The 25,701-nt window shown below is 68.4% G+C and carries 24 protein-coding genes, 1 other RNA gene and 1 riboswitch; of the genes, 9 read left to right on the top strand and 16 right to left on the bottom strand.

What is annotated here, in order from left to right:
* Window positions 1-113: 113 nt before the first annotated feature.
* From ftsE to ssrA, 5 genes are all read left to right on the top strand, one after another.
* Window positions 114-911 carry a cell division ATP-binding protein FtsE gene (gene ftsE / locus AC1MBE_RS04005; protein WP_479781019.1) on the top strand — a complete coding sequence of 266 codons (798 nt, stop codon included), beginning with the start codon at window positions 114-116 and terminating at the stop codon, window positions 909-911.
* Window positions 908-1,822: a permease-like cell division protein FtsX gene (gene ftsX, locus AC1MBE_RS04000; protein WP_479781018.1), complete on the top strand. Its 915-nt coding sequence runs from the start codon at window positions 908-910 to the stop codon at window positions 1,820-1,822. Before ftsE ends, ftsX begins: the two co-directional genes overlap by 4 nt.
* 25 nt (window positions 1,823-1,847) lie before the next feature.
* A complete protein-coding gene (locus tag AC1MBE_RS03995; protein ID WP_479781017.1) occupies window positions 1,848-3,254 on the top strand; it encodes a peptidoglycan DD-metalloendopeptidase family protein in 1,407 nt (468 codons plus the stop codon).
* Between the two features lie 39 nt (window positions 3,255-3,293).
* On the top strand, window positions 3,294-3,764 hold the full coding sequence (gene smpB / locus AC1MBE_RS03990) for an SsrA-binding protein SmpB (RefSeq protein ID WP_175321881.1): 471 nt from the start codon (window positions 3,294-3,296) through the stop codon (window positions 3,762-3,764).
* A 129-nt stretch (window positions 3,765-3,893) separates the two neighbouring features.
* Window positions 3,894-4,262, top strand: a transfer-messenger RNA (tmRNA) gene (gene ssrA, locus AC1MBE_RS03985).
* 105 nt (window positions 4,263-4,367) lie between these two features.
* On the opposite strand, the gene AC1MBE_RS03980 is transcribed toward ssrA, so the two are convergent.
* The gene (locus AC1MBE_RS03980) at window positions 4,368-4,502 is read right to left on the bottom strand and encodes a hypothetical protein (protein WP_261375082.1); all 135 of its coding nucleotides are present in this window, start codon (window positions 4,500-4,502) and stop codon (window positions 4,368-4,370) included.
* Window positions 4,503-4,551: 49 nt separating this feature from the next.
* The gene (locus AC1MBE_RS03975) at window positions 4,552-4,923 is read right to left on the bottom strand and encodes a hypothetical protein (protein ID WP_479781016.1); all 372 of its coding nucleotides are present in this window, start codon (window positions 4,921-4,923) and stop codon (window positions 4,552-4,554) included.
* A 112-nt stretch (window positions 4,924-5,035) separates the two neighbouring features.
* On the opposite strand from AC1MBE_RS03975, the gene AC1MBE_RS03970 reads away from it, so the two are divergent.
* A complete protein-coding gene (locus tag AC1MBE_RS03970; protein WP_479781015.1) occupies window positions 5,036-6,463 on the top strand; it encodes an MFS transporter in 1,428 nt (475 codons plus the stop codon).
* A 38-nt stretch (window positions 6,464-6,501) separates the two neighbouring features.
* On the opposite strand, the gene AC1MBE_RS03965 is transcribed toward AC1MBE_RS03970, so the two are convergent.
* From AC1MBE_RS03965 to AC1MBE_RS03925, 9 genes are all read right to left on the bottom strand, one after another.
* Entirely contained in the window at window positions 6,502-7,380 is an 879-nt protein-coding gene (locus tag AC1MBE_RS03965) for an aldo/keto reductase (RefSeq protein WP_479781014.1), read from the bottom strand.
* Window positions 7,373-8,104, bottom strand: coding sequence for a metal-dependent transcriptional regulator (locus AC1MBE_RS03960; RefSeq protein WP_479781013.1), 732 nt, complete (start codon window positions 8,102-8,104; stop codon window positions 7,373-7,375). The genes AC1MBE_RS03965 and AC1MBE_RS03960 overlap by 8 nt, the downstream gene beginning before the upstream one ends.
* Window positions 8,105-8,114: 10 nt before the next feature.
* Window positions 8,115-9,422 carry an Nramp family divalent metal transporter gene (locus AC1MBE_RS03955; protein ID WP_479781012.1) on the bottom strand — a complete coding sequence of 436 codons (1,308 nt, stop codon included), beginning with the start codon at window positions 9,420-9,422 and terminating at the stop codon, window positions 8,115-8,117.
* Between the two features lie 81 nt (window positions 9,423-9,503).
* Complete coding sequence (locus AC1MBE_RS03950; protein WP_479781011.1) at window positions 9,504-10,262, bottom strand: class I SAM-dependent methyltransferase; 759 nt, start codon at window positions 10,260-10,262, stop codon at window positions 9,504-9,506.
* Between the two features lie 69 nt (window positions 10,263-10,331).
* Window positions 10,332-11,753 carry an aminotransferase class V-fold PLP-dependent enzyme gene (locus AC1MBE_RS03945; protein WP_479781010.1) on the bottom strand — a complete coding sequence of 474 codons (1,422 nt, stop codon included), beginning with the start codon at window positions 11,751-11,753 and terminating at the stop codon, window positions 10,332-10,334.
* A gap of 35 nt (window positions 11,754-11,788) precedes the next feature.
* A riboswitch (SAM riboswitch) is annotated at window positions 11,789-11,902 on the bottom strand.
* Window positions 11,903-11,990: 88 nt separating this feature from the next.
* Window positions 11,991-12,803 (bottom strand): histidinol-phosphatase, encoded by an 813-nt coding sequence (hisN, locus tag AC1MBE_RS03940; RefSeq protein ID WP_346959659.1) that lies wholly within the window; start codon window positions 12,801-12,803, stop codon window positions 11,991-11,993.
* Window positions 12,804-12,883: 80 nt separating this feature from the next.
* Window positions 12,884-13,999, bottom strand: a complete 1,116-nt coding sequence (gene rsgA, locus AC1MBE_RS03935; RefSeq protein ID WP_479781009.1) for a ribosome small subunit-dependent GTPase A — start codon at window positions 13,997-13,999, stop codon at window positions 12,884-12,886.
* Window positions 13,983-15,380 (bottom strand): 3-phosphoshikimate 1-carboxyvinyltransferase, encoded by a 1,398-nt coding sequence (gene aroA, locus AC1MBE_RS03930; RefSeq protein WP_479781008.1) that lies wholly within the window; start codon window positions 15,378-15,380, stop codon window positions 13,983-13,985. Before aroA ends, rsgA begins: the two co-directional genes overlap by 17 nt.
* A 7-nt stretch (window positions 15,381-15,387) precedes the next feature.
* On the bottom strand, window positions 15,388-15,936 hold the full coding sequence (locus AC1MBE_RS03925; protein WP_479781007.1) for a DoxX family protein: 549 nt from the start codon (window positions 15,934-15,936) through the stop codon (window positions 15,388-15,390).
* Window positions 15,937-16,240: 304 nt separating this feature from the next.
* On the opposite strand from AC1MBE_RS03925, the gene AC1MBE_RS03920 reads away from it, so the two are divergent.
* A complete protein-coding gene (locus AC1MBE_RS03920) occupies window positions 16,241-17,044 on the top strand; it encodes a sigma-70 family RNA polymerase sigma factor (RefSeq protein WP_479781006.1) in 804 nt (267 codons plus the stop codon).
* Window positions 17,041-17,307 (top strand): mycothiol system anti-sigma-R factor, encoded by a 267-nt coding sequence (gene rsrA / locus AC1MBE_RS03915; protein ID WP_479781005.1) that lies wholly within the window; start codon window positions 17,041-17,043, stop codon window positions 17,305-17,307. The genes AC1MBE_RS03920 and rsrA overlap by 4 nt, the downstream gene beginning before the upstream one ends.
* 144 nt (window positions 17,308-17,451) lie before the next feature.
* On the opposite strand, the gene AC1MBE_RS03910 is transcribed toward rsrA, so the two are convergent.
* The 5 genes from AC1MBE_RS03910 to AC1MBE_RS03890 form a co-directional block, all read right to left on the bottom strand.
* Window positions 17,452-17,526, bottom strand: coding sequence for a 50S ribosomal protein bL37 (locus tag AC1MBE_RS03910; protein WP_369299106.1), 75 nt, complete (start codon window positions 17,524-17,526; stop codon window positions 17,452-17,454).
* A gap of 96 nt (window positions 17,527-17,622) precedes the next feature.
* Complete coding sequence (locus AC1MBE_RS03905; protein ID WP_479781004.1) at window positions 17,623-18,234, bottom strand: PadR family transcriptional regulator; 612 nt, start codon at window positions 18,232-18,234, stop codon at window positions 17,623-17,625.
* Complete coding sequence (locus AC1MBE_RS03900; RefSeq protein WP_479781003.1) at window positions 18,234-19,061, bottom strand: DUF4097 family beta strand repeat-containing protein; 828 nt, start codon at window positions 19,059-19,061, stop codon at window positions 18,234-18,236. The genes AC1MBE_RS03905 and AC1MBE_RS03900 overlap by 1 nt, the downstream gene beginning before the upstream one ends.
* Before the next feature lie 120 nt (window positions 19,062-19,181).
* Complete coding sequence (locus tag AC1MBE_RS03895; protein WP_479781002.1) at window positions 19,182-19,781, bottom strand: GDSL-type esterase/lipase family protein; 600 nt, start codon at window positions 19,779-19,781, stop codon at window positions 19,182-19,184.
* Between the two features lie 94 nt (window positions 19,782-19,875).
* Window positions 19,876-23,688 (bottom strand): multifunctional oxoglutarate decarboxylase/oxoglutarate dehydrogenase thiamine pyrophosphate-binding subunit/dihydrolipoyllysine-residue succinyltransferase subunit, encoded by a 3,813-nt coding sequence (locus AC1MBE_RS03890; protein ID WP_479781001.1) that lies wholly within the window; start codon window positions 23,686-23,688, stop codon window positions 19,876-19,878.
* Between the two features lie 278 nt (window positions 23,689-23,966).
* On the opposite strand from AC1MBE_RS03890, the gene AC1MBE_RS03885 reads away from it, so the two are divergent.
* A complete protein-coding gene (locus AC1MBE_RS03885; protein WP_479781000.1) occupies window positions 23,967-25,439 on the top strand; it encodes a GuaB1 family IMP dehydrogenase-related protein in 1,473 nt (490 codons plus the stop codon).
* Window positions 25,440-25,701 lie beyond the last annotated feature (262 nt).

Raw genomic sequence — 25,701 nt, 5'->3', positions numbered from 1 at the left:
TACCCGTGCGTATAGTCGAGGGGCCGGTGCCCTACTTCCCCCAAAAGAAAGCCCGCGCCCCGGCGGCAGAACTGGTCTGAAAGATGCCCGGATCCTGCAGGGTACTTAGGGTCATGATCCGTTTCGAAAATGTCACCAAGGTCTACGACCAGAAAGCGCGGCCGGCGCTGGATTCGATCAACCTTGAGATCGACCGCGGCGAGTTCGCCTTCCTTGTGGGGGCCTCGGGCTCCGGCAAATCGACCTTCCTGCGCCTGGTGTTGAAGGAAGACCGCGCCTCCTCGGGCGCCGTCTACGTCGCCGGCCAGAACGTCGCCAAGATTTCCAGCTGGCGGGTGCCGCGGCTGCGCCGCGGAATCGGCGTCGTCTTCCAGGACTTCCGCCTGCTGCCGCAGAAAACCGTCTTCGCCAACGTCGCCTTCGCCATGCAGGTCATCGGCCGGAGCCGCAGCGTCATCCGCGAGACCGTGCCCGAAGTCCTCAAGACCGTGGGCCTGGAAGGCAAGGAAAACCGGCTGCCGCACGAACTCTCCGGCGGCGAGCAGCAGCGCGTGGCGATCGCCCGCGCCGTCGTCAACCGTCCCGGCATCCTGCTGGCCGACGAGCCCACCGGCAACCTGGACCCGACCACGTCCATGGGCATCATGGGCGTCCTGGACAAAATCAACCAGAACGGCACCACCGTGGTGATGGCCACCCACGACGACGACATTGTCAACGAAATGCGTAAGCGCGTGGTGGAACTGCGCAATGGCGTCATCATCCGTGACGAGGCCAAGGCCCTGTACACCTCGATGATCCCGGTGGTGGGGCAGTCCCGCCGGCTGCGGGACGCCAGCGGCCGTGGGCCGTCGGCTGCTGAGGCAGCCGGCCGCGGCGAGGCCCAGCCCGCCGGGGAGGGAACACTGTGAGGCTCGCTTTTATCCTGGCCGAGATCGGCAGCGGCCTGCGCCGCAACCTGTCCATGGTGGTGTCCGTCATCCTGGTGACCTTCGTGTCCCTGACCTTTGTGGGCGCCGCTGGCATGCTGCAGCTGCAGATCAACCAGATGAAGGGCTACTGGTACGACAAGGTCCAGGTCGCCGTCTTCCTCTGCAGCGACGGTTCGACGGCGCCCGGCTGCGCCACCGGCCCGGCGACGCCGGAACAGCAGGCCAACCTGCGCAAGCTGCTGCAGTCCCCGTCCGTGGCCCAGTACGTCAACGACTTCCAGTTCGAATCCAAGGACGAGGCGTACAAGCACTTCAAGGAACAGTTCTCCAACTCGCCGATCGTCGACTCGGTCACCCCGGACCAGCTCCCGGCCTCCTTCCGGATCAACCTGAAGGATCCGGAAAAATATGAGGTCATCAGCGAGAACTTCTCCTCGCAGGCCGGCGTGGAATCCGTCATCGACCAGCGGCAGCTGCTGGAACGCCTCTTCTCCGCAATGAACGCTGCCTCCCTGGTGGCGGTCAGCGTGGCCGGCGTGATGATTGTCTGCGCCATCCTGCTGATTGCCACCACCATCCGGCTTTCCGCCTTCAGCCGCCGCCGGGAGACCGGGATCATGCGCCTGGTGGGCGCGTCCAAGATGGTGATCCAGCTGCCCTTCATCCTGGAGGGTGTGATCGCGGCCGTGATTGGCGCGGCCCTGGCTTCCGGCACGCTCTGGGCCGTCGCCCACTTCTTCCTGGGCGGGGTCCTGTCCAAGCAGTATCCGGACACGGCCTTCATTTCCCCGGCCCAAACACTGCTTCTGACGCCTGCATTGGTCGGCCTTGGTGTGCTGCTGGCCGGCACCTCATCCCTCCTGACCCTCCGCCGTTACCTGCGGGTCTAGCTTTGCGCAACGAAGAGGAACGCTCATGACACCGATGCTCCGACGCACCGATCCGACCCGCCGGGCCCTCCGCCGCGGCCGCCTGGTCAGCGCCGCCGTGGTGCTCGTGCTGGCCGCCAACCTGGGCGCCTCGACCCCGGTAGCGTTCGCCGACACCCTTGAGGACCAGCAGGCTGCCCTGCGGGCCGAGGCCGAGCGGGTGCAGCATTCGCTGGAGTTCGTGGACGCACGCATCGCCAAGGCCGCCGGGGACCTCGTGATCTACCAGGGCCAGCTGCCCGGCGCCCAGCAGGCGCTGCTTGACGCGCAGGGCCGTGTGGCCGGTGCCGTCAAGGAGGTCGAAGCCCTCGCCGCCCGGGTGGACCTGGCCCAGCAGAACAAGGCCAAAATCACCCAGCAGCTGGCGAATGACCAGAAGAAGATCACCGACACCCGCAAGCTGATCGGGCAGATCGCCACCCAGGCCTACAAGTCCGGCGGCGTGCCGTCCAACCTCTCGCTGTTTTTCGGCTCGAACAACGGCAGCCTGACCGAGACCATCGATCTGGCGGACCAGGCGCTGCGCAGCCAGAACTCCGCGATGGACAAGTTGACCCAGCAGAATGCCACCAACGTCAACTCCCAGGCGCGCCTGCAGGCAGTGGAGGCTGAAATTGCGGACCTCAAAGCCAAAGCTGACGCCGCGCTGGTCCGGGAGCAGGCAGCACGCGACGAGGCGGCGGCCAAAAAGGCCACGGTGGACAAGCTGATCGCCGACACCGCCCGGCTCAACAGCCAACTGCAGGCAGCCAAGCCCGCCATCCAGACCCAGCTCGCTCAGGTCAAGTCCCGGCAGGACGCCGTCGCGGCCGAAATTGTCGAACGCGACCGGAAACTGCGCGAGGCCTGGGAAGCCGAGCAGCGCCGGATCGCGGCGGCCCGCGCCGCCGCGGCCGCCGCGGCAGCCCGGGCCCAGGGCCAGATTGCGCCCCGGCCGGCGCCTTACGTCCCGGCGCCGCCCGGCCCGGTCTCGGCCTTCGGCCTGCGCAGCCCGTTCAACGGCGTCCCGATCACCTCGGGCTTCGGCTGGCGTGCGACGCCGCCGGGCACCATCGACTTCTACGGCCAGGGCGGGTACATGCACACCGGCATCGACTTCGGCGCCGCCTGCGGCACCCCGGTCTACGCCCCGGCGGCCGGCACCGTTTACTCGGCAGGGTGGGGGAACGACGGCGGCGGCAACCACGTGAAGATCTCGCACGGCGTGGTGCAGGGCAACTCGCTGACCACGATCTTCTACCACAACTCCTCCGTGGTGGTCTCGTCAGGCCAGCAGGTCAGCCAGGGGCAGCTGATCGCCTACTCCGGGACCACCGGCAACTCCACCGGCTGCCACTCGCACTTCGAGACGTGGGTCAACGGCCAGGCAGTCGACCCGATGGGCCTGCTCTAAACTGGAATAGACCCGATCCATCGACTAAGGAGTTTTACCGTGCCCAAAGAAAGTGGCCGGAAGGTAGTGGCCACCAACCGCAAGGCCCGGCACGACTACCACATCATGGATACCTATGAGGCGGGCATCGCGCTCATGGGCACCGAAGTGAAGTCCCTCCGCGAGGGCCATGCGTCGATGGTTGACGGCTTCTGCACCTTCTACAACGACGAGTTGTGGATGGAGGGCATCCACATCCCCGAGTACCACCAGGGGAGCTGGACCAACCACGCGGCCCGCCGCCGCCGCAAGCTGCTCCTGCACCGCGAGGAGCTGACCAAGATCTCGCACAAGATCCGCGAATCGGGTTTCACGATCGTGCCGCTGCAGCTGTACTTCGTGGACGGCCGGGCGAAGGTGGAGATCGGCGTCGCGCGCGGCAAGAAGGAATACGACAAGCGCCAGACGCTGCGCGAGCAGCAGGACAAGCGCGAGGCCCTGCGCGTCATGCGCGAGCGGAACCGGCGCTAGGCAGGCCGCGCCGCAACCCGCGGGAATGAATCCGGTGGGCCTTGCGTTATGATTAGTAGTCCGGGAAGGATCCGGCCGAACCCGCGAAGGCGGATCGGAGGGGACCTGATCGGTTTGATAAAAAAATACGGGGATGATCGGTTTCGACGATGTTAGTCGCGACAGGTGAAGCGGGCCGAGGATGCAGAATTATCTCGTAAACGCTGTCTGCAAACCAATAAGTGCCGAATCAAAACGCACTGACTTCGCTCTCGCTGCCTAAGCAGTAAGACAGTCCGTCAGCCCGAGGTTGCTATTGCCCCGGATCCTGGCGTCATTTAGATAGCCACTGCTGTTTACCCCCGTCATCGGGGTGAACGGGACTCTTTGATGACTGGGCCCGGATCAGCCACCTGTTTGCAGGATGGCTGGGGCCGAGAAAATCCGACGCAAACTGCGCCCGGAGAAGCCCTGACAACACGACATCGGACGGGGGTTCAATTCCCCCCATCTCCACTCACGGGAGCTCCGGCAACGGGAGCTCCACCCCGTAGCAAAAGGCCGGAAGCATCAGCTTCCGGCCTTTTTGTTGTGCTTGACTTTGTTGGGCTCGACGGCGGCGGGTCACCGCTTCTTGATGTGCGCCACCGGATCGGTGTGCTCGTCCACGATGTGCTTGGCCTTCTTCTCGGCCCGTTTTTCCTTGATGGTTTTGACCGGCTTCTTGGTCAGGTGCCGGTGCGGCGACTTGTCAGGCATTGCGCGCTCCCTAAAGGTGGGGGCCCGGGATGAGCCCGTGCTTTTAAGGCTACGCCTCGGGTACCGCAACGTCCACGATGCCGATGAAGCGGCTTCCGACGCCCTCGTACTCGCTGCGGACTTCTCCGGCGCCGAGGGCGGGCAGTTCGTAGGGGGCGTGGTGGGCGCAGCAGACGTGGCTGAACTCCGGCCACCACTTCTTCGGCCGGGCCGCCTCGGAGAATCCGCAGACGGCGCAGGTCAGCTGGACCCAGACCGGCCGTTTGCCCGTCCGGTTTGCTTTGGACTGGAGGAGCCAGGCCGGCGGACTGTCCAGCAGCTCGCCCAGTTCGGCGTCGGTCAGGCGGGACGGAAGGCCGTGACGGTGCGCCATTTCCAGCGGAATATCAAGGATCTGGGCAGCTTCACGTCTTGTAACCATCCCTCAACTTTACGGGATCCGGGCACCCCGGCCGATCCGCAGGCACCCGGTGCTAGGCTCATCCCAAACCCGGTGCCCCGCCGTCAGGCAGGCAGTGAGGAAGGCAGCAGCCATGTCCGGCACCCCCGCCGCAGCCATGTCCAGCCTTGAAAAGCGCGTGCTGTACGTGGCGATTATCGCGTCCTTTATGGCCTTTCTGGACGGTTCGGTGGTCAACCTTGCCCTCCCGGCGATCGACCGGGAACTCGGCGGCGGCCTGGTCGTCCAGCAATGGGTGGTGGACGCCTACCTGCTGACCCTGGGGGCGCTGATCCTGGTGGCCGGCTCCCTCTCGGACCAGTTCGGCAGGGTGCGGGTCCTGCAGTGGGGGCTGGCCGGTTTCACCGCCACCTCCGTCCTCTGCGGCCTCGCCTGGAACGGCGAATCGCTGATCCTGGCGCGCGGCCTGCAGGGCGTCGCGGGTGCCCTCCTGGTGCCCAGCTCGCTGGCCCTGATTGTGACGGTCTTCAGCGGCCCGGCCCAGTCCGCCGCGATCGGCAAATGGTCGGCGTGGACCTCTGGCGCCATCGTCGCGGCCCCGGTGCTGGGCGGGATTTCGGTGGACCTGTTCACTTGGCGGTTGATTTTTTTCCTCAACATCGTCCCGGCGGTGGCTGTCTGGCCCGCGCTCCGCCGGCTGCGTGAACTGGACCTGGGGCGGGCTCCCGGCAGCACGATCGACGTCACCGGAACCGTCCTGGCGATTGTCGGCCTGGGCGGCGTCGTCTACGCCTTCATCGAACGCGGGAGCCTTGGCTGGGGCGCCCCGCAGGTCTGGTTGCCACTGGTGCTCGGCGTGGCCGGCCTCACCGGGTTCCTGCTGCACGAGCGGCGCGCCCCGGCGCCGATGATGCCGCTGCGGCTCTTCGCCATCCGCAACTTCGGCTGGGGCAACATTGCCACCACGGTGATCTACGGTGCGCTGAGCCTCGGGTTTTTCGTCTTGGGGCTTTTCCTGCAGCAGGTTGCCGGCCTGGGTGCCACCGCAGCCGGCTTCGCCCTGCTGCCGTCCACCGCGATTTTGTTGCTGCTGTCGGCGCGCATGGGCACACTGTCCGGCCGCTACGGCCCGCGCTGGTTCATGACGGCGGGGCCGCTGCTGTGCGCGGCAGGCTTCCTGATGCTGCTGGGCGTCGGCCTGCCGCTGGACTATTTCGGCCAGGTCTTCCCCGGGCTGGTGGTCTTCGGGATCGGCCTGGCCGTGACCGTGGCGCCGCTGACCGCGGCGATCCTGGGCGCCGTGGACCCTGCGGAAGCCGGCATCGGCTCGGCCGTGAACAACGCCGTCGCCCGCATCGCGGGGCTGGTGGCCATCGCCTTCGCCGGGCTGATCACCGGTCCGGTGATCACGACGGCGGGTCTGCACGGCACGGCGGCCGTCACCGCCGGACTCTTCATCGCCGGGGCCGCAGCGTCCGCCGTCGGGATCCGGAACCCGCCACGGGACAACGGAGACAATGGGGGCAACGGGGCCACCGGGGCAGCGGAGGCTCCGGCTTAGCGGCCGGGCAACTGCGGGCGGCTACGCGCCCCCGGCCGTCAGGTCGACGCCGGCCATGCGGAGCCGACGGCGCGCCAGGCGCGGTCGATGCCTTCCAGGGCAGCAGCCGGAAGCGGTCCGCGGCCGGCGGCTGCGATGTTCCGGCGCAGGTGGGCCAGCTTGGCCGTGCCGGCAATGGCGGTGTGCACACCCGGCGCGTATACCGTGAAGCGCAAGGCGAACTCGGCCCAATCCAGGCCGTCCGGGTCCAGTGCCAGAGCCTGAAGCCGTTCCCAGTAGAGTTCTGCATAGTTCCCGGCGGGCCGCTCCACGAAGCGCCACGGCGCGTTCGCGATCGGCCGTTTGGCGATCACCCCGAGGTCGGGCCGCCGGCCGAGGACGTTCCGGAGATTCCATTGGTCGGCGATGTTGACGCTGGTTTCGATCGCCCCGAACCGGCCGGAGTCGACGGCGAAGGCGAGCGGCTCATTGTCCCCGCTGTAGCCCGCGACGCGGATCTTGCCGGCGGCGACGGCCTGGTCCAGGATGTCCTGCAGATCCCCGCGCCGCAGGATGTCAAGCGGGCAGGAGTGCAGGTAGAAGATGTCGATCCGCTCCGAGCGGGTCAAGCGCAACGACTGCTCGATGCTCCCAAGCACGCTGCCCGGCGACCAGTCCGGTTGACCGTTGATCCCGGGCCCGCCTTTGGTTGAGAGCACGAATTCGTCCCGGCGCCGGCCGAGGTGCCGGCCGATCCGCTCTTCGCTCAACCCGTAACTGGCGGCGGTGTCGATCAACGTGACGCCGAGATCCAACGCTCCGTTGAGCACCTCGGCGGCTTCGGCCTCGGTGACGTCGCTTTCGCCGATCTGGCCGGCCCCGAGCCCCACGATGGAGACCTCGATTCCAGTGTTTCCAAAGGGCCTCTGCTCAAGCATTCTTTCGCTCCTCCTGGCTGGTGACGCTGCAGCCGGAGTGGGCGGCGTCGCTGTGCACCCAGAGCGCGGAGGCCACCTCGTCGGCGAGGTCGATGTCGCGAAGCGCTGACCCTGCGCCGATCCGGACCACGAGCGGGCCGCCGAACGGCTTCCGGCCCAGGACTTCGACGTCGGCGTCGAGGTCGATCTGCTCGGCGGCGAGGTAGCGCAGCAACTCCGGGTTCTCGTCGCTGATCCGGGTGATCCGGCCGGTGTGGCCCTCGTCGAGCTCGCTCATCCGGTAGGCCGGCGGCATCAGGACCGAGCCGTCGGCGGCGGGAATCGGGTCGCCGTGCGGGTCCCGGACCGGGTTGCCCAGTTTGGCGGCCATCCGCTCGATAAAGGTGTCCGAGACGGCGTGTTCCAGGAGCTCCGCCTCGTCGTGGACCTCGTCCCAGCGGTAGCCGAGCTCCTGGACCAGGAAGGTCTCAATCAGGCGGTGCCGGCGGACCATCGAGAGGGCCAGCCGCACGCCGTCGTCGGTCAGGGTGACGGCGCTGTACGGCTTGTGGTCCACCAGGCCCTGGTCCTTGAGCTTGCGGACCATCTCGGAGACGGAGGAATTGGCGACGCCGAGGCGCTGGGCCAGCTGGGTGGAGGTGATCGGCTTGTCCTGCCACTCCGTAAAGGAGTAGATGACCTTGACGTAATCCTCGATCGAGGAGGAGGGCGGACTGGTCTTCACAGCCCCAAGCCTACCGTCCGGCGGCGCCGGTGAAGGTGAGCCACAGCAGGACCAGGTTCAGTGCCACCACCAGGACCACGCTGACGATCGCGGCGACGCGCAGGATCATCCCGTCGGCGAAGCGGCCCATCAGGGACTTGCTGCTGGTCAGCACCACGAGCGGAACCAGGACGAACGGGATCCCGAAGCTGAGCACCACCTGGCTGAGCACGAGCCCCCAGGTGGGGTCGAAGCCCACGGCCAGCAGGACGACCGCGGGGATCAGGGTGAGCACCCGGCGCGTCATCAGCGGAATCCGGATCTTCAGCAGGCCCTGCATGATGGTGCCGCCGGCGTAGCAGCCCACCGAGGTGGAGGCCAGGCCGGAAGCGAGCAGTCCGACGGCGAACACCACACCGACCACCGGGCCGAGGTTGGCGGTGATGGCGGCGTGGGCGCCCTCGATGGTGTCCGTTCCGTCCTCACCGCCGAGGGTGGACGCGGCCAGCAGCAGCATGCCGATGTTGACGATGCCGGCCACGGCCAGGGCCGCGACGACGTCCCAGCGGGTGGCCTTGACCAGCCGCGCCATCGCGTGCGGCGGGACGTGGAGATGGGGGTTCGGGCGGTGCCGGTCCCGGGAGAGTGCGGAGTGGACGTAGATGGCGTGCGGCATCACGGTCGCGCCGAGCATGCTCGCGGCCAGCAGCACCGTGTCCGGGCCCTGGAAGCCGGGCACCAGTCCGGCCACGACGCCGCCGGGATCGGGCGGGCTGATGAACAGTCCGGCCAGGAACCCGACGGTGATGATGCCGAGCAGGAAGATGATGACGAACTCGAAGGGCCGCTGCTGGTTCCGGCTCTGCACGGCGAGCAGTGCCATGGAAATGCCGCCGACGATCACGGCGCCGAGGGGCAGCGGGAGGCCGAACAACAGGTACAGCGCGACGGCGCCGCCCACCACCTCGGCGAGGTCGGTGGCTGCCGCCACGATTTCGGCCTGGACCCAGAACGCGCGGCGCCACACCGGCCGGAGCCGTTCGCCGAGGATCTCGGGAAGGCTCTTGCCGGTGACGATGCCGAGTTTGGCGGACTGGTACTGGACCAGCACCGCCATCACGTTCGCCGCGACGAGGACCCAGACCAGCAGGTAGCCGTACTGCGCGCCGGCCGTGAGGTTGGCGGCGACGTTGCCGGGATCCACGTAGGCGATGGCGGCCACGAACGCCGGGCCGAGCAGGCCGAGCAGGGCACGGCGGCGGCCCCGGACCCTGCGGGCGGGCGGCGGCCCCGCGGGCCGGGGTTCGTGTCCGGTGACGTCCAGCACTGCGGCTCCCATGAAGTTCCAGGGTGCCTACACAGGAAAGTTAGGCACACCGAAATAATAGGCGCGGCGTACGCTCAGTGCAATGCGGGAACCTCAGACCTTGGCGGCGCGCCAGCTCTGCGTCAGGTAGGGGAGCGGCAGGACCTCGCCGGGAGTGTGCCCGAGGTGCTCGTGCAGGTACCAGTCGAGGTTGCCGAGCACCTTGGCGCGGGTCACCTCAGCTGCCCGCAGGTAGTAGCTGCGGGACTTGGCCAGTTCCATGATGTCCTGGCTGGTGACGGGGTCCTCCCAGCGGGTGAGGTGGCTTTCCAGCCCGGTGAATTCCGGTCCCAGCGGCGGTCTGAAGTCCGGCTTGTGGACGTCCCCGGCGTGCATGATGCGCGAGAGCCGGTGCACCCAGGGGACCGAGGTGTCCAGTTGGTTCCAGATCAGGCCGAGGATGCCGTGCGGGCGGAGGATCCGGGCAGCCTCGGTGCTGGCCAGCAGGGGATCGCACCAGTGCCAGGCCTGGGCCACCGTGACCAGGTCGAACGCCCCGGACGCCAGGCCGGTATGTTCGGCGGTGCCCTCGACGGCGGTGACGTCCGGCAACGCGCGGCGCAGCTGTCCCAGCATGTCCGGGGACGGATCCACGGCCACGGTCTTCAGCCCCCGTTCGACCAGGAGCGCCGTGAACTTGCCCGTGCCGGCGCCGAGGTCGGCGGCGTCCCGGGCCCCGGCGGGGATCAGCCAGTCGGCCGAGTCCGCGGGGTAGCCCGGCCGGACCCGGTCGTAGTGCTCGCCGCCGTCCAGGAAGCTCTGCCCGAGCTCCTGCCGCCGGTGGTGGTGGAGTTTGGGGCCGCCGCGTGCCACGTGCGATCTCCTTCGGCAGCAATAGGTAAGTACCCTCCGAATTTACCGCACGCGGCCGGAGGCGGGCCCCTAGTCGAGGGTGCAGGGGGCGGCGCCGGCGGTGCCAGGGGTGTTCGGGGCCCAGTGCGGGTAGCTGCGCGTGTCGTTGGCCGGCACCCAGCGGCCGGCGTCCACCACGTAGTCCCAGCCAAGGCCGCCCCGCCGCAGCTCCTGCAGCCCGGCAAGCAGCCGCTGGGCGTCCTCGAGCCGGGACCCGAGGCCGAAGCTGGCGCGCAGCGACCCGGCCGGCAGGCCCAGCCGCTTCAGCAGCGGATGGGCGCAGAACCGGCCGTCGCGCAGGCCGATGCCGTGTTCAGCGGAGAGGTAGGCGGCGACCAGGCCGGCGTCGTACCCGGCGACCGAGAAGTTCACGACGCCGATCGTCCCGGGCCCTTCCCCGCGGGTGGTGTCCTCGAAGATGTGGTGCACGCTTACGCCGTCGATCCGCTGCAGTCCCTCCACCAGGAAGGAGCGGATGGCGTCCTCGTGGGCGTGCCACTGCTGTTCGTCAAGCGCCTCGATGACCTGGCTGGCGCGGGCCAGCGCGGCGGCGCCGAGGACGTTGGGGGAGCCGCCCTCGTGGCGGGCGGGACCGGTGGTCCAGCTGACGGTGTCGAGCCGCGCGTCCCGCACGGCGCCGCCCCCGGCCAGGTGCGGGGTGCCGGCGTCGAGCCAGTCCGGCCGGCCCACCAGCACACCGGCGCCGAATGGGGCGTAGAGCTTGTGGCCGGAGAAGGCGAGGTAGTCGACGTCGTCCGCGGCGATGTTGATGCGGCGGTGCGGGGCCAGTTGGGCGGCGTCCACGGCGATCCGGGCGCCGAATTCGTGCGCCAGGGCGGCCAGCTCACGGATCGGCAGGATTTCGCCGGTGACGTTGGATGCGCCGGTGACGGCCAGCAGGCTCACGTCGCCGTGGGCGAGTTCCGCCCGGAGCCGTGCCAGGGTGCCGGCCAGGGTGGGCGCCGCGACGACGCTGCGGTGCGGGACGTTCTGCCAGGGCAGCAGGTTGGCGTGGTGCTCGATGTCGAGGTAAACCACCTCGCCGGTGTGCTGGCCGCCGGCAACGGGCAGGCAGCCGGCCAGCAGGTTCAGCGAATCAGTGGTGTTCCGGGTGAAGATCACCGAGTCGTCCGGGCGTCCGCCGACGAACCCGCGGACGATGTTCCGGGCGTTTTCGTACACCGAGGTGCTGAGCTGGGAGGCATAGCCGGCGCCGCGGTGCACGCTGGCGTAGTAGGGCAGGATCTCGTTGAGATAGGCGGACACCACGGACAGCGCCGGGGCAGAGGCGCCGTAGTCGAGGTTGGCGTAGCGGACCTGGCCGCCCTGGATCAGCGGGGCCTGGATCTCGGCGCCGGACACGGCGGACAGCGGCCGGCGGGCGGCGTCGAAGCGTGCCTCGGAAAGGGGCGCGCCGGTCGCGGGGTGGGTGGGGATGGTGGCAGTCGTCATGGGACCTCGCTCGAAAAGGACCCCGCGCACAGGGGGATCCGCGCTTGCCGGGTCCGCTCCGGACCGGCCAGGTCGTCACCCGGGGCACCCCGCCGCGAATGGAGGGTTGCCGGCCAGCAAACCGGGGTTTAGCGCTGGCACTCGTGACCTGTTTCGAGCCTAGGACATGGTCCGGCGCATGGAAAAGGGAGGGAGGAATATGAAGCGTTGTGTTACGGCCTGCCGTGGGCGGGCCGGCTAGAGCAGGTCGTCCAGCCCGGGGTTGAGGCGCTTGAGGACCTCCGAGTGCAGGATGGAGTTGGTGGCCAGGGCGTTGCCGCCGAAAGGGCCGTCCTCACCCTCGAGTGAGGTGAAGCGGCCGCCGGCTTCCGTCACGATCGGGACCAGCGCCGCCATGTCGTAGAGGTTGAGTTCGGGTTCGCAGGCGATGTCCACGGCGCCTTCGGCCACCAGGCAGTAGGACCAGAAGTCGCCGTAGGCGCGGGTGCGCCAGACCTCCTCGGTGAGGCCGAGGAACTCGTCGAGGTTGCCGCGCTGCTTCCAGCCGCCCAGGCTCGAGTAGGACAGCGAGGCGTCGGCCAGCCGGGAGACGTTCGAGACTTTCAGCCGGCTGGCGGCGGCCAGCGAGCGGCCCGTGTAGGCGCCGGCGCCCTTGGCGGCCCACCAGCGTTTTCCAAGGGCGGGGGCGCTGACGACGCCGACCACGGGCTCGCCTTCATCGACGAGGGCGATCAGGGTGGCCCAGACGGGAACGCCGCGGACAAAGTTCTTGGTGCCGTCGATCGGGTCGATGATCCAGCGGCGGGAGCCGTGGCCGGAGCTGCCGAACTCCTCGCCGAGGACGGCGTCGCGGGGGCGGGAGCGGGACAGCTGCCCCCGGATGGCTTCCTCGGCGGCCTTGTCGGCGTCGGTGACGGGAGTGAGGTCCGGCTTCGTCTCGATCCGAAGGTCGAGCGCCTTGAAGCGGTTCATGGTCTGGGAATCTACGGAATCTGCCAGTACATGGGCAAGGCGCAGGTCATCGTTGTAGCTCGAAGCGGGTTGACTCATGCCTCCAAACTACCGCCAAAACGCGCCGCAGGCCGGGAGGCCACGTCGCCGCTGCCAGGAGACCCGCTCGGGAGGCGCTGCTAGGAGACGCTGCCGAGTTCCTTGGTGTCCTGCGCTTCCAGCCGCGGATCGGTGCCGAGCAGCCGGCGCAGCGAGGCGAGCCGGGCCGGGCCGGACGGGCCGGCGTGGCCGCCCTGCACCCAGGCGTCCACCCCGCAGTTGACGGCGGAGGCATCGTGCTTGCAGCCCCGCTCGCAGTCCTCGGTGCCGGGCGCCAGGTCCGGGAAGGAGCGGAGGATCCGGTCCGGGTCCACATGGGCCAGGCCGAAGGAGCGGATGCCGGGGGTGTCGATGATCCAGCTGCCGGCGGGCGCATCGTTGACCTTGAGCGCCAGCGCGGAGGACGAGGTGTGGCGGCCGCGGCCGGTGACGGCGTTGACGCCGCCGGTGGCACGTTCGGCGCCGGTAAGCGCGTTCACCATGGTGGATTTGCCGACGCCGGAGTGGCCCAGCATGACGGTGACTTTTCCGTCGAGGTAGGCGCGCAGTTGCGAGACGGCGGTCTTGTCCAGCCGGGCGGACAGGCCGTCATCGGAGCGGGCGTCGATGCCGGAAGCTGCCGAATCCGCCGTCTTGGAGATGATCACCGGGAAGTCGAGGTGCCGGTAGTTGTCGAGCAGTTCGGCGGGATCCTTGACGTCCGCCTTGGTGACCAGCAGCAGCGGCTCGATCCCGGCGTCGTAGGCGGCCACCAGGGCGCGGTCGATGAACCCGGTGCGCGGTTCCGGGTTCGCTGCGGCCACGACGACGACCAGCTGGTCGGCGTTGGCGACGACGGCGCGTTCGATCGGGTCCGTGTCGTCCGCGCTGCGGCGCAGCAGGGTGCGGCGGTCCTGGATCTTGACCAGCCGCGCCAGCGTGTCCGGCTCGCCGCTGACGTCCCCGACGAGGGAGACGAAGTCCCCGGCAACGACGGGATTGCGGCGCAGTTCGCGGGCGCGGGCCGCGATGATCTTGCGTTCCGTGCCGGTGCCTTCGCCGACGACGGCGGTGTAGCGTCCGCGGTCAACCGTGATGATGCGCCCGGTGACGGCGTCGTCATGGCTGGGCCGGTCCTTGGTGCGGGGCCGGGTGCCTTTTTTGTTGGGCCGGATCCGGACGTCGGACTCGTCCCAGGAGTCAGTGCTGCGGGCCACCGGCGGCGTCCTTCCCGGCGGAGGCACCCTGTGCCAGCATGGCGTCCCAGAGCCGGGGGAAATCGGGCATGGTCTTGGCCGTGGTGGCAATGTCCTCGACCTCCACCCCGGGCACGGCGAGGCCGAGGATGGCCCCGGCGGTGGCCATGCGGTGGTCGGCGTAGCTGTGCACGACGCCGCCGTGCAGTGCGGCCGGGCGGATAATCAGTCCGTCGGCGGTCTCTTCGGCGTCGCCGCCGAGCCGGTTGATCTCGGCCACCAGCGCCGCGAGCCGGTCCGTTTCATGTCCGCGCAGGTGCGCAATGCCGGTGAGCCGTGAAGGCCCGGCGGCCAGCGCACACAGAGCTGCGACGGTCGGCGCGAGCTCGCTGGTCTCGTCGAAGTCGCCGCCCTTGATCTCCGCGCCGCCGGTGACGCTCAGCGTGCCGTCTTTGACGGTGACGGTGGCCCCCATGGCGGCGAGGATGCTGCGCCAGAGGTCCCCCACCTGGGTGGTGCCGGCCGGCCAGTTGGGGATGCGGACGGTTCCGCCGGTGGCAAGGGCCGCGGCGAGGAACGGTCCGGCGTTGGAAAGGTCCTGCTCGATCCGCTGGTCGAAGGCCCGGATCGGTCCGGGGGAAACAACCCAATGGTTCGGCACCGAGTCATCGACCGCCACGCCCACGCTGCGCAGCACCGCGACCGTCATGTTGATGTGGTCCAGGCTTGGCACCGGCTTTCCCACATGTTCCAGATGGAGTCCCTCGATGAACCGTGCCCCGGCCAGCAGCAGGGCGGAGACGAACTGGGACGAGGCGCTGGCGTCGATGACGAGGTGGCCGCCGCGGACTTCCCCGGTGCCGTGCACGGCGAAGGGCAACGACGACGCCGGTCCGCCGTCGGGCGCGCTGACCGCCACGCCGAGTCCGGCGAGTGCCTCGATGATGGTGCCCATCGGGCGTTTGCGGGCATGCGGATCGCCGTCGAAGCGGGACTCGCCGCGGCGCAGCGCGGCGACCGGAGGCACAAAGCGCATCACCGTGCCGGCCAGACCGCAGTCAATTGCGGCGTCCGTTGCGGCATCACCATCAGCAACCAGAGGGATGGGCGTGATTTCCAGGTCCGGGCCGAAGGCGCCGTCGCCGGGCACCTCGGTGATGGTGGCACCCAGCTGCCGCAGCGCTTCGATCATCAGCGCCGAGTCGCGGGAGTGCAGCGGGGTGCGCAGCCGGGACGGGCCGTCGGCGAGGGCCGCCAGGACGAGGTACCGGTTGGTCAGGGACTTCGACCCCGGCACCGTGACGGTGGCGTCGACCGGACGCACCGCGAACGGCGCAGACCAGTGCGGACCGCCGCCGGCCGGAAGGGAAGGGGCTGCTGCGGTGGGGGTGGTGCCAGTCATTGCCGTCTTAGGCTCCGACGGCGTGGTCCACGGCCTTGCGGACCGCCTTGTCAGCCTTCTTCAGCTTTTTGCCCGTGGTCTTGCGCGCATCGGCGGCGAGGTGGGCCGTGGTCTTGCGGGCGTCGGCGGCGAGGTGTTCGGCACGCCAGGCCAGGCTCGGCTTGCCCGCGGTGTCCACGGACGCCAGCAGGACGCCGCCGGTCAGGGAGACGTTCTTCAGCAGCTGCTTGCGCCGGGCGTCGCGGCCCTCCTTGGAGGAGATATCCGCGCTGCGCCATTCTACGTAAGCGTTAAGGGCCGAGATACCTGCCAGCACCGTGGCGGCCAGGCGGGAAGCCTTGCCCAGGGCCAGGCAGACGCCGGCACCCACCTGGGTGCCGCCGATGACGCGGGCCAGGACCTTCTCATTGGTCTGGAACGGGAGGGACTCAGCGGCGCGGCGCAGCAGGGGAGACAGCTGTGTCGCAGTGTCATCCGCATTCTTCAGCTTGTCCATGCCTGCGAGCACGAAACTGGAGGCGAGCATAGGGCGGGCGAGAAAGCGGACAAAGGACATGAATTTCCTCCTGGATGGACGAACCGCGGACGCTGTGCGGGAGAACCGGTTCTAGTCTTGCACTTTTGCGGAATATTTGCCCGTTGTGCGGGGTTGTGCATGACAGGTTCCAGCCGAAATGGGGGCGGGAAAACCAATGCAATAACTAGCGGCACAGCCGGTCATTCGGCCAGTGCAGGAAGGCGGAGGTTTGGTTCTGGTCAAAGAATCCCGACTGCTGGATGAAGCCGCCGCGGACCCGTGGTCCGCGGCCCGGACGGGAGCCTTAAGCACCCGCCGGAAGGTGACAGTAGACTTGAACGCAATGAGCACCATGGATCCGGCCGTTGCGGCCATGCACGAGGTTGCCGGAAACGACGACGCCAAACCCGCCAAGGCAACCGCCGCCAGTAGTGCTGCGGAAACGCCAGCCGTGGACGAGGCCGTCGCAGAACGTACAGCCGTGGAAACCGTAGCGGCGGACGGCACCGGCCAGCCGCTGGACACGGACGCCGAAAGCTCGGACGAGCGCCGCGCCCGCTTCGAGCGCGATGCGATGCAGTATGTGGACCAGCTGTACTCCGCGGCGATGCGGATGGCACGGAATCCTGCGGACGCCGAGGACCTGGTCCAGGAGGCGTACACGAAGGCGTTTTCCGCCTTTCACCAGTACAAGCCCGGAACCAACCTCAAGGCCTGGCTGTACCGGATCCTGACCAACACGTACATCAACCTGTACCGCAAGCGCCAGCGCGAACCGCTGCAGTCCAACTCGGACACCATCGAGGACTGGCAGCTGGCCCGTGCCGAGTCGCACACCTCGACGGGGCTGCGCTCCGCGGAGGCTGAAGCACTGGACCACCTGCCGGATTCGGACGTGAAGCGTGCCCTGCAGTCGATCCCGGAGGAGTTCCGGCTGGCCGTCTACTTCGCCGACGTGGAGGGCTTCGCGTACAAGGAAATTTCAGACATTATGAACACCCCGATCGGGACCGTTATGTCCCGTCTGCACCGCGGCCGGAGAATGCTGCGGGACATGCTGGCCGACTATGCCGCCGAGCGGGGATTCAGGGCCGCGGGCGATCCCGCCGCAGCGGCCGAAAGCAACAATCAGGAGAACAGGAAATGAGCGACTGCCAGGGACTGGGCGACTGCGACGACACCCGGATGCAGCGCATCTACGAATACCTCGACGGGGCCCTGACGCACGACGACATCGCCGAGATCAAGGACCATCTGGACGAGTGCCCGGAGTGCCACGAGCAGTATGACCTTGAATGCGTCATCCGCGTTATGGTGAAGCGCTCCTGCACCGAGGCCGCGCCGGAGAACCTCAAGAATTCCATCCTGGACCGGATCCACTCGATCCGCCCGGCCGACGCCGGCGCCTGAGCGACCCCGCAGCAGCACGACCCAGAACAGCAAGACCCGCAGCAGCAAGACCCAGCACAGCGAAAGACCCAGCACAGCGAAAGACCCCGGGAACCGTGAGGTTCCCGGGGTCTTTCACTTAAAGCTGTCAATCCAAGCCGTGGCTTAGGTGTTGGGGCGCTTACCGTGGTTCGCGCCGCCACGCTTACGGTCACGACGTTTACGTGCACGTTTGCTCATAGCTGGCCTCCTTAATCTTGGTACTCAAAAGAGCTGCCCTCAAGTCTCCCACATCGGCGGACCCGCCGCGAACCGGGACCGGGTCGTCGGGGCGCCTCAGCCCTCCAGCGAGTTCCGGATGGAGATCCGAGCCTGGTCCAGGACCGTCTTGACGGTTTCGAGCGTGACCGGGGTGATGGGACTGGTCCCCGCGTGCCGGCGCAGCTCGATCCGGACGTCGTCCCGGAAGGACTGCACCAGCATCTCCGCCTCCCGCAGCCTGCGGTCGCTGTCCTTGGAGTAGCGGGTCCCGGCCGGGGAGGCGCCGCTGCGGGCGGTGGAACGCGCCGCCTCGGCCGTGGCGGCCAGGTCCGCGCGCAACCCCTGCATGTTCACCCGGATGTCCTGCCGCAGCTTATCGGCGAGCCGGCGGACCGAAGCGGAAATGTCGTTTTCCACATCCGCCAGCTCCTCGCGGCGCCGGTTGAGCTCCACCAGCCCGGCCGGCGTGATGCTGTAGTTGGTGCGCCGGCCCTCGGTGCGGGTAGCCACCAGCCCTTCCTCCTCGAGCTTGGCCAGCCGCGGATAGATGGTTCCGGCGCTGGGGGAGTACGTGCCGCCGAAGCGGTCGCTAAGCGCCTTGATCAGCTCGTAGCCGTGCTTGGGGCCGGACTCCAGCAAGGCGAGCAGGTACAGGCGCAGGGCGCCGTGGGCGAAGACCGGGGGCATCAGAGGCCCGCTTCGACGTCCGGGCCCGGCTGGCCGTGGAAAATGGAGGTCTTCCCCGACATCGAGTTGGTCCGGACCAGCATCAGTTTGGCGTCGGGTCCGGCGATCGTCTGCAGCGTCCCGCCAGGCAGAGCGTACTTCTGGTCATCGATCACCACCGCGCCGCTGGCCGACTTCGCGATGATGTCCACACCGACGTCGTGCGGCAACCGGATGGTGACGTCCCCGGAGACCGAGTTGGCGCCGAAGTCCTGGGTGAAGCCGTGCAGGTCGAAGCTTAGGTCCCCGCTGACGGTGTTGGCGCGGATGTTGCTGAATTCGCCGGAGGCCGTGACCTCGCCGGAGACGCTCTTGGCCGTCAGCACACCGTGGTGGTTGCGGGCGATCACCTCGCCGCTGACGGTGCTGACGGCCAGCTCACCCGCGGTTCCGTCGGCCAGGACCGAGCCGGAAACGGTGTTCAGCCGGGTGTGGCCGGTGAGGCCGGACACCATTCCGTCGCCGCTGACGGTGCCGGCCTCGACGTCGACGCCGGCCGGCAGAGCAATGCTGATGACCGCGGAATTGCTGGAGTTGTTGTTGACCGTGCCCATGAGGTTCTTGAACCATCCCTGCGGGCCGTGCAGCTGGTGCCGCACCTCGAGCCGGCCGTCGGTCAGGCTGACCGCGAGCGGGTCGCCGTCGATCTCGGAGATTTCAAGGCGGGCCACGGCCTCGTCGTGGGTGACGATGTCGAAACGGCCGCGGACAATGCCGAGCTTCAGCGAGCGGACGCCGTCGACGTCGATGGTCTGGGGACCGGTAACGGTCCACGAGTTCTGTTCCATGGTTCCTCTTCAGCTTCGGAGGGTGCGACTCCGCCAGCGTCCCCGCTTACGATATATCGCGACTATGGAAACACGATATAACGCCTTTTCTGATCGGTCAAGATATATCGCGTTCGGCGTCTACTCCGGTGCGTCCAGCTTGAGCCACTGGAACCAGCCGCGGTGCAGCACCAGCCAAGCCATCAGGCCGTAGCCCGCCTGCCCGGGGGTGCCGCCGTTGGCCGCCAGGTCCTGCCGCCACTGCTCATGGTTCAGCAACGGCGAGAAGGTGTCCACGTATAGGTGCTTGCGCCGCGTGGTGACGTCGGCGAAGGCGGTGTTGAGCTCGCCGAGCCGGCGGTTCTGGGCCGGATCCAGCGTCGGCGGCGGCCCGACGACAAAGACCTCGATCTTGTTCTGCGAGGCGGAGTCCAGGATGTTGGCGAGGTTGAGCCGGCTGCGGGCGGTGGACAGCCCGAACTCGATGTCGCGGCCGGACAGGCCGATGACCAGGCGGTTCTCGTGCTGCGGGCCGAAGCGGCGGCCGGCCTCCTCGAGCCAGCGTTCGGCGAGGCCCTCGGTGCCTTCCTCCGGGCATGGCAGCGGGTAGCTTTCCAGGGCCAGGCCGTCCTGCGGGGTGCGGGCGAGCACACGTCCCAGCCAGCCCAGCGCCCGGGGGTCGCCCAGGCCGGCCAGCAGCTCATCTCCAACGGCCGCGATCCGCAGCTTCCGATCTTCCACGACTACCTCTTCATTCCCAATGCCGGTTCAAAGCCTTAAACAAAGCTGCCCGGCCGGAGTCGTGGTGTTCCACTTCCGGCCGGGCAGCCTGGCGCTACTTACGTGCGAATGCCTGCTTGAGCAGGGCGTCCTGCTCGGCTGCGTGGCGCTTCATCGACCCTGCCGCGGTGGACGCCGAGGCGGGCCGGGAGACCAGGCGCACGCGGCGGTCCAGCGCGTCCGGCAGGTTCAGGCCGATGAACGGCCACGGTCCCTGGTTGGCGGGCTCGTCCTGGGCCCAGACAACTTCGGCATTCGGGTACTTGGCCAGCTCGGCGGCGATATCCGCGGCCGGCAGCGGGTACAGCTGCTCAACCCGGACGATCGCCGTCGTGGTGTCGCCGGTCTTCTGCCGGGTGGACAGCAGGTCGTAGTACAGGCGGCCCGAGACCAGCAGGACGCGGTCGACGGCGTCGGCCTGCAGCTGCTCGTGCTCGGGGATGACCGGCCGGAAGGTGCCCGTGGTGAAGTCTTCCACCGAGGACGCCGCGGCCTTGAGGCGCAGGAGCTGCTTGGGGGTGAAGATGATCAGCGGCTTGCGCGGCCGGCTGTACGCCTGGCGGCGCAGCAGGTGGAAGTGCGAGGCCGGCGTCGTGGGGTTGGCCACGATCATGTTCTCTTCCGCGCAGAGCTGCAGGAAGCGCTCGATCCGTGCGGAGGAGTGGTCCGGGCCCTGGCCCTCGTAGCCGTGCGGCAGCATCAGCACCAGCGACGAGCGCTGGCCCCACTTCTGCTCGGCCGAGGAGATGAACTCATCGATGATGGTCTGCGCGCCGTTGACGAAGTCGCCGAACTGCGCTTCCCAGAGCACCAGCGCGTCCGGGCGCTCCACCGAGTAACCGTATTCGAAGCCCATGGCTGCGTATTCGGACAACAGTGAATCGTAGATCCACAGCTTGGCCTGGTCCTCGGAGAGGTGGGCCAGGGGCATCCACTCGTCCCCGTTGGCGCGGTCGTGGAAGACGGCGTGGCGCTGCACGAAGGTGCCGCGGCGCGAATCCTGGCCGGCCAGGCGGACCGGGATGCCTTCCATGCTGAGCGAACCGAAGGCCGCGAGTTCGCCGAAGCCCCAGTCGATGCCGCCTTCGCGGGACATCTGCTCACGCTTCTCGAGCAGCTGCTTGAGCTTGGCGTGGACCGTGAAGCCCTCGGGGAAGTCGACGTGGGCCTTGCCGATGCGGGCCAGCGTCTCGGCGGAGATCGCGGTGGACTCCGGGGCGCTGATGGCCGTGTCGCCCTGCTGGGCGGAGGGCCGCTCCAGGTCGGACACCGCGGCGGAATCCGCGGTGATGATCGGGATCGGGGAGGTCTGCGCGGCGTGGGTTTCCGCGAAGACGCGCTCAAGGCGTTCCTGGTAGTCGCGGAGCAGCTGCTCGGCTTCTTCCTCGGTGATGTCCCCGCGGCCGATCAGTGACTCGGTGTAGAGCTTCCGGACCGAACGCTTCGCCTCGATCAGGTTGTACATCAGCGGCTGCGTCATCGAGGGGTCGTCGCCCTCGTTGTGGCCGCGGCGGCGGTAGCAGACCATGTCGATGACAACGTCCTTGTGGAAACGCTGGCGGAACTCGTAGGCGAGCTGGCCGATGCGGACCACAGCCTCCGGGTCGTCGCCGTTCACGTGGAACACCGGCGCCTGGATCATCTTGGCGACGTCCGTGGAGTACGTGGAGGAGCGCGAGGACGACGGGGCGGTGGTGAAGCCGACCTGGTTGTTCACCACAACGTGGATGGTGCCGCCGGTGCGGTACCCGCGGAGCTGGGAAAGGTTGAGCGTTTCCGCGACCACGCCCTGGCCGGCGAAGGCGGCGTCGCCGTGCACCATGATCGGCAGCACGGGGAACGACTCGCCCTGGTCCAGCCGGTCCTGCTTGGCGCGGACGATGCCTTCGAGGACGGAGTCCACGGCTTCGAGGTGCGAGGGGTTGGCGGCGAGGTAGACCTTGGTCTCCTTGCCGTTGTCCGAGGTGAAGGTGCCCTCGGTGCCGAGGTGGTACTTCACGTCGCCGGAGCCCTGCACGGAGCGCGGGTCCTGGGTGCCCTCGAATTCACGGAAGACCTGCGCGTACGTCTTGCCGGCAATGTTGGTGAGCACGTTGAGCCGGCCGCGGTGGGCCATGCCGATGGCCACCTCGTCGAGTTCGTCGTCGGCGGCGTCGGAGATGATGGCGTCCAGCAGCGGGATCAGCGACTCGCCGCCCTCAAGCGAGAAGCGCTTCTGGCCGACGAACTTCGTCTGCAGGAAGGTCTCGAAGGCCTCGGCCGCATTGAGCTTGGAGACGATCCGGAGCTGTTCGTCACGGCTTGGCTTGGAGTAGGGGTGCTCCAGCTGGTCCTGGAACCACTTGCGCTCGGCCGGGTCCTGGATGTGCATGTACTCGATGCCGGTGGTGCGGCAGTACGCGTCGCGGAGGACGCCGAGGATGTCGCGGAACTTCAGCATCGGCTTGCCGCCGAAACCGCCGGTGGGCCATTCGCGGTCCAGGTCCCACAGGGTCAGGCCGTAGGTCAGGACATCCAGGTCCGGGTGCTTGCGCTGGACGTACTCGAGCGGGTCGGTGTCCGCCATGAGGTGGCCGCGGACGCGGTAGGAGTGGATGAGCTGCTGGATCCGGGCGACCTTGTTGATCTCGTCTGCGGGGTCCACCTGCAGGTCCGGGCTCCAGCGCACGGGCTCGTACGGGATGCGCAGGGACTCGAAGATCTCGTCGTAGAAGTTCTGCGCGCCGAGCAGCAGCTGGTGCACCAGCTTGAGGAACTCGCCGCTGCCGGCACCCTGGATGACGCGGTGGTCATAGGTGGAGGTCAGCGTGAGGACCTTGCTGATGGCGTTGTGCGCGATGATCTTCTCGCTGGCGCCCTGGAACTCGGCCGGGTAGTCGAGCGCGCCGACTCCGATGATGGCCGCCTGGCCCTTGGAAAGGCGGGGGACCGAGTGCACGGTGCCGATGCCGCCCGGGTTGGTCAGCGAGACGGTGGTGCCCGAGTGGTCGTCTGCGGTCAGCTTGCCGTTGCGGGCGCGCTTGATCAGGTCCTCGTAGGTGTGCCAGAACTCGGAGAAGTTGAGCGTCTCAGCCTTCTTGATGTTCGGGACCATCAGCAGGCGGGTGCCGTCCGGCTTGGGCATGTCGATGGCGATGCCGAAGTTCACGTGCGCGGGCTGGACGGCAACAGGCTTGCCGTCGACGACGTCGTAGTAAACGTTCATCGAGGGGAACTGGGCCAGCGCCCGGATGACGGCGTAGCCGATCAGGTGCGTGAAGGAAACCTTGCCGCCGCGGGCGCGGGCCAGGTTGGAGTTGATGACCACGCGGTTGTCGATCAACAGCTTGGCGGGGATCGCCCGGACGCTGGTGGCGGTGGGCACCTCCAGGCTGGTCACCATGTTGGCGGCGATGGCCTTCGCCGGCCCGCGCAGCACGGAGACGACGTCTTCTTCCGGCGCGGTGGGGGCCTTGACGTTCTTGGGCAGCTGGGCCGGGATCGGCTGGGTGCCGGCGCCGGGCTCGGCGGTCTTGGAGCCGTCGCGGGCGACGGTGGCCGGGGCCTTCTGGGCTGCGGCGGGGGCCGGAGCCGCGGGCGCGGCGGCGGGTTCGGCGGCGGGAGCCTTCGGGGCAGCGGGCGCGGCAGCCGCGGGGGCTGCTGCGGCCGGCGTCACGACCGGGAGTTCGCGGGTGGAGGGGTGCGCGACGGCCGTTGCCGAGGCGCCGTTGGTCGAGGAACCATCGCCGGCGTCGAAGGACTCGAAAAGCGGCCACCACTTGGCGTCTACCGTGTTCTTGTCCTGCTGGTACCGCTCGTACAGTTCGTCAACGAGCCACTCGTTTCCGCCAAATTCCTCGGGTAGACGGTGGCTAGGCTGCTCTGGCACTTGAAATACGCCTCTTCCATGAGTTTGATTCCCGCTGGTTTCCACGGTGCCGCAGCACGTCAATCGAACCAGTTCTCCGCGTCCAGTGAACCCAGACCTTTGCCAGTCTAGTGAGCATTCCGGCCAAACCGCCAATAAGGGTGACTCAAATCATCCAGGAGTCGCAAAGGTGCCCCGCGGGGCCCGTCGCGGCCCCCGCCGGGCCGGAAGGGCGATGTCTGGCGGGTGCCTCTAGAATCACAACTGACACCGCTTAATGAGGTAATCGAGGAGCAGCCGTGCGTTTTTTGAGTGAGCCGACCACCGACCTGACCTATTCGGACATCTTCCTGGTGCCGTCCCGCTCCGACGTGACCTCCCGGCTTGACGTGGACCTGTCGGCGGACGACGGGACCGGCTCCACCATCCCGCTGGTCGTCGCGAACATGACCGCGGTGACCGGGAAGCGGATGGCGGAGACGATGGCGCGCCGTGGCGGCCTCGCGGTCCTGCCCCAGGACGTGCCGCTGGACGTGCTGCGGACCGTCACGTCGTGGGTCAAGGCCCGCCACGCCGTGTTTGAGACGCCGGTGAGCCTGCGTGCCTCGAACACCGTGATCGATGCCCTGCACCTGATGGGCAAGCGCCCGCACGGTGCCGTGGTGGTCGTCGACGACGCTGGGGCCGTCGCCGGCGTGGTGCGGGCTGCCGATTTCGAAGGCCAGGACCGTTTCGCGTCGCTGGGCTCCGTGATGCGCCACCAGCCGCTGGTGCTGGATGCCGCGGACTTCGACGGCGGCGCCACCGCCGGGCCGGGCGCTTCGGCACTGTCCCTGCGCCGGGCCTTCGACGCCATGGACGCCGCCGGGACGGACTTCGCGCCGGTCCAGCAGGACGGTGTCCTCGCCGGCGTGCTGACCCGCAAGGGCGCCCTGCGTTCCACCCTGTACCGTCCCTCGCTCGACGACGGCGGCGCGCTGAAGGTGGCTGCCGCCGTCGGCATTAACGGCGACGTCGCCGGCCGGGCGGCCGAGCTGCTCGCCGCCGGGGTTAACGTGCTGGTGCTGGATACCGCGCACGGCCACCAGCAGAAGATGTTCGACGCCCTGGCCGCGGTCCGCAGCCTGAACCCAGGGGTACCGGTCGTCGCCGGCAACGTCGTCACCGCCGACGCCACCCGCCAACTGATCCAGGCCGGGGCGGACATCGTGAAGGTCGGCGTCGGGCCCGGCGCCATGTGCACCACCCGGATGATGACGGCGGTCGGCCGGCCCCAGTTCTCCGCCGTGCTGGAGTGTTCGGCCGCGGCGCGCGAGGCCGGCGGCAGGGTCTGGGCCGACGGCGGGGTCCGTTACCCGCGCGACGTGGCGCTGGCCCTCGCGGCCGGGGCCAGCCAGGTCATGATCGGCTCCTGGTTTGCCGGCACGCACGAGAGCCCCGGCGACCTGCAGCTTGATGCCAACGGCCGCCAGTTCAAGGAGAGCTTCGGGATGGCGTCGGCCCGGGCGGTGCAGAACCGCAACCAGCGCGAGGGCGCCTTCGAAAAGGACCGCAAGGCCCTGTTCGAGGAGGGCATCTCCACTTCCCGGATGTACTTGGACGCTGCCCGTCCGGGCGTGGAGGACCTGTTGGACATGATCACCGCCGGGTTGCGCAGCTCCATGAGCTACGCCGGTGCGGCCGACCTGGCCGCCTTCCGGGAGCGGGCCGTGGCCGGCATCCAGTCGGCTGCGGGCTATGAGGAAGGCCGGCCGGTCCCGCAAAGCTGGTGACCGGCCCCGCTTCCGGAGCGGCCGCCGCCGGGCACCACGGCGGCGGTCGGCGGCGGCTGCTCCTGTAGACTGAAATTCTTATGGACAGTAAATCTAGGTGCCGGCCTGGGGGCTGCCAGCGCGGAACGGAAAACGTTCCCGCCCAGTCCACCCGCAGAGCCGGCAAACCCCGTTCACGCGCCCATCACTCCTCCGCTGCGCAGTCTTTCCGCGGACGCAGTGCCTTCCAGGAAACAGGGTCGGCCGCGGCTGACCACCCTCC

The organism is Arthrobacter sp. BG5, assembly GCF_056680155.1.
The sequence above is the reverse complement of the archived record's forward strand: the minus strand, read 5'-3'. Positions and strand labels throughout refer to the sequence as shown.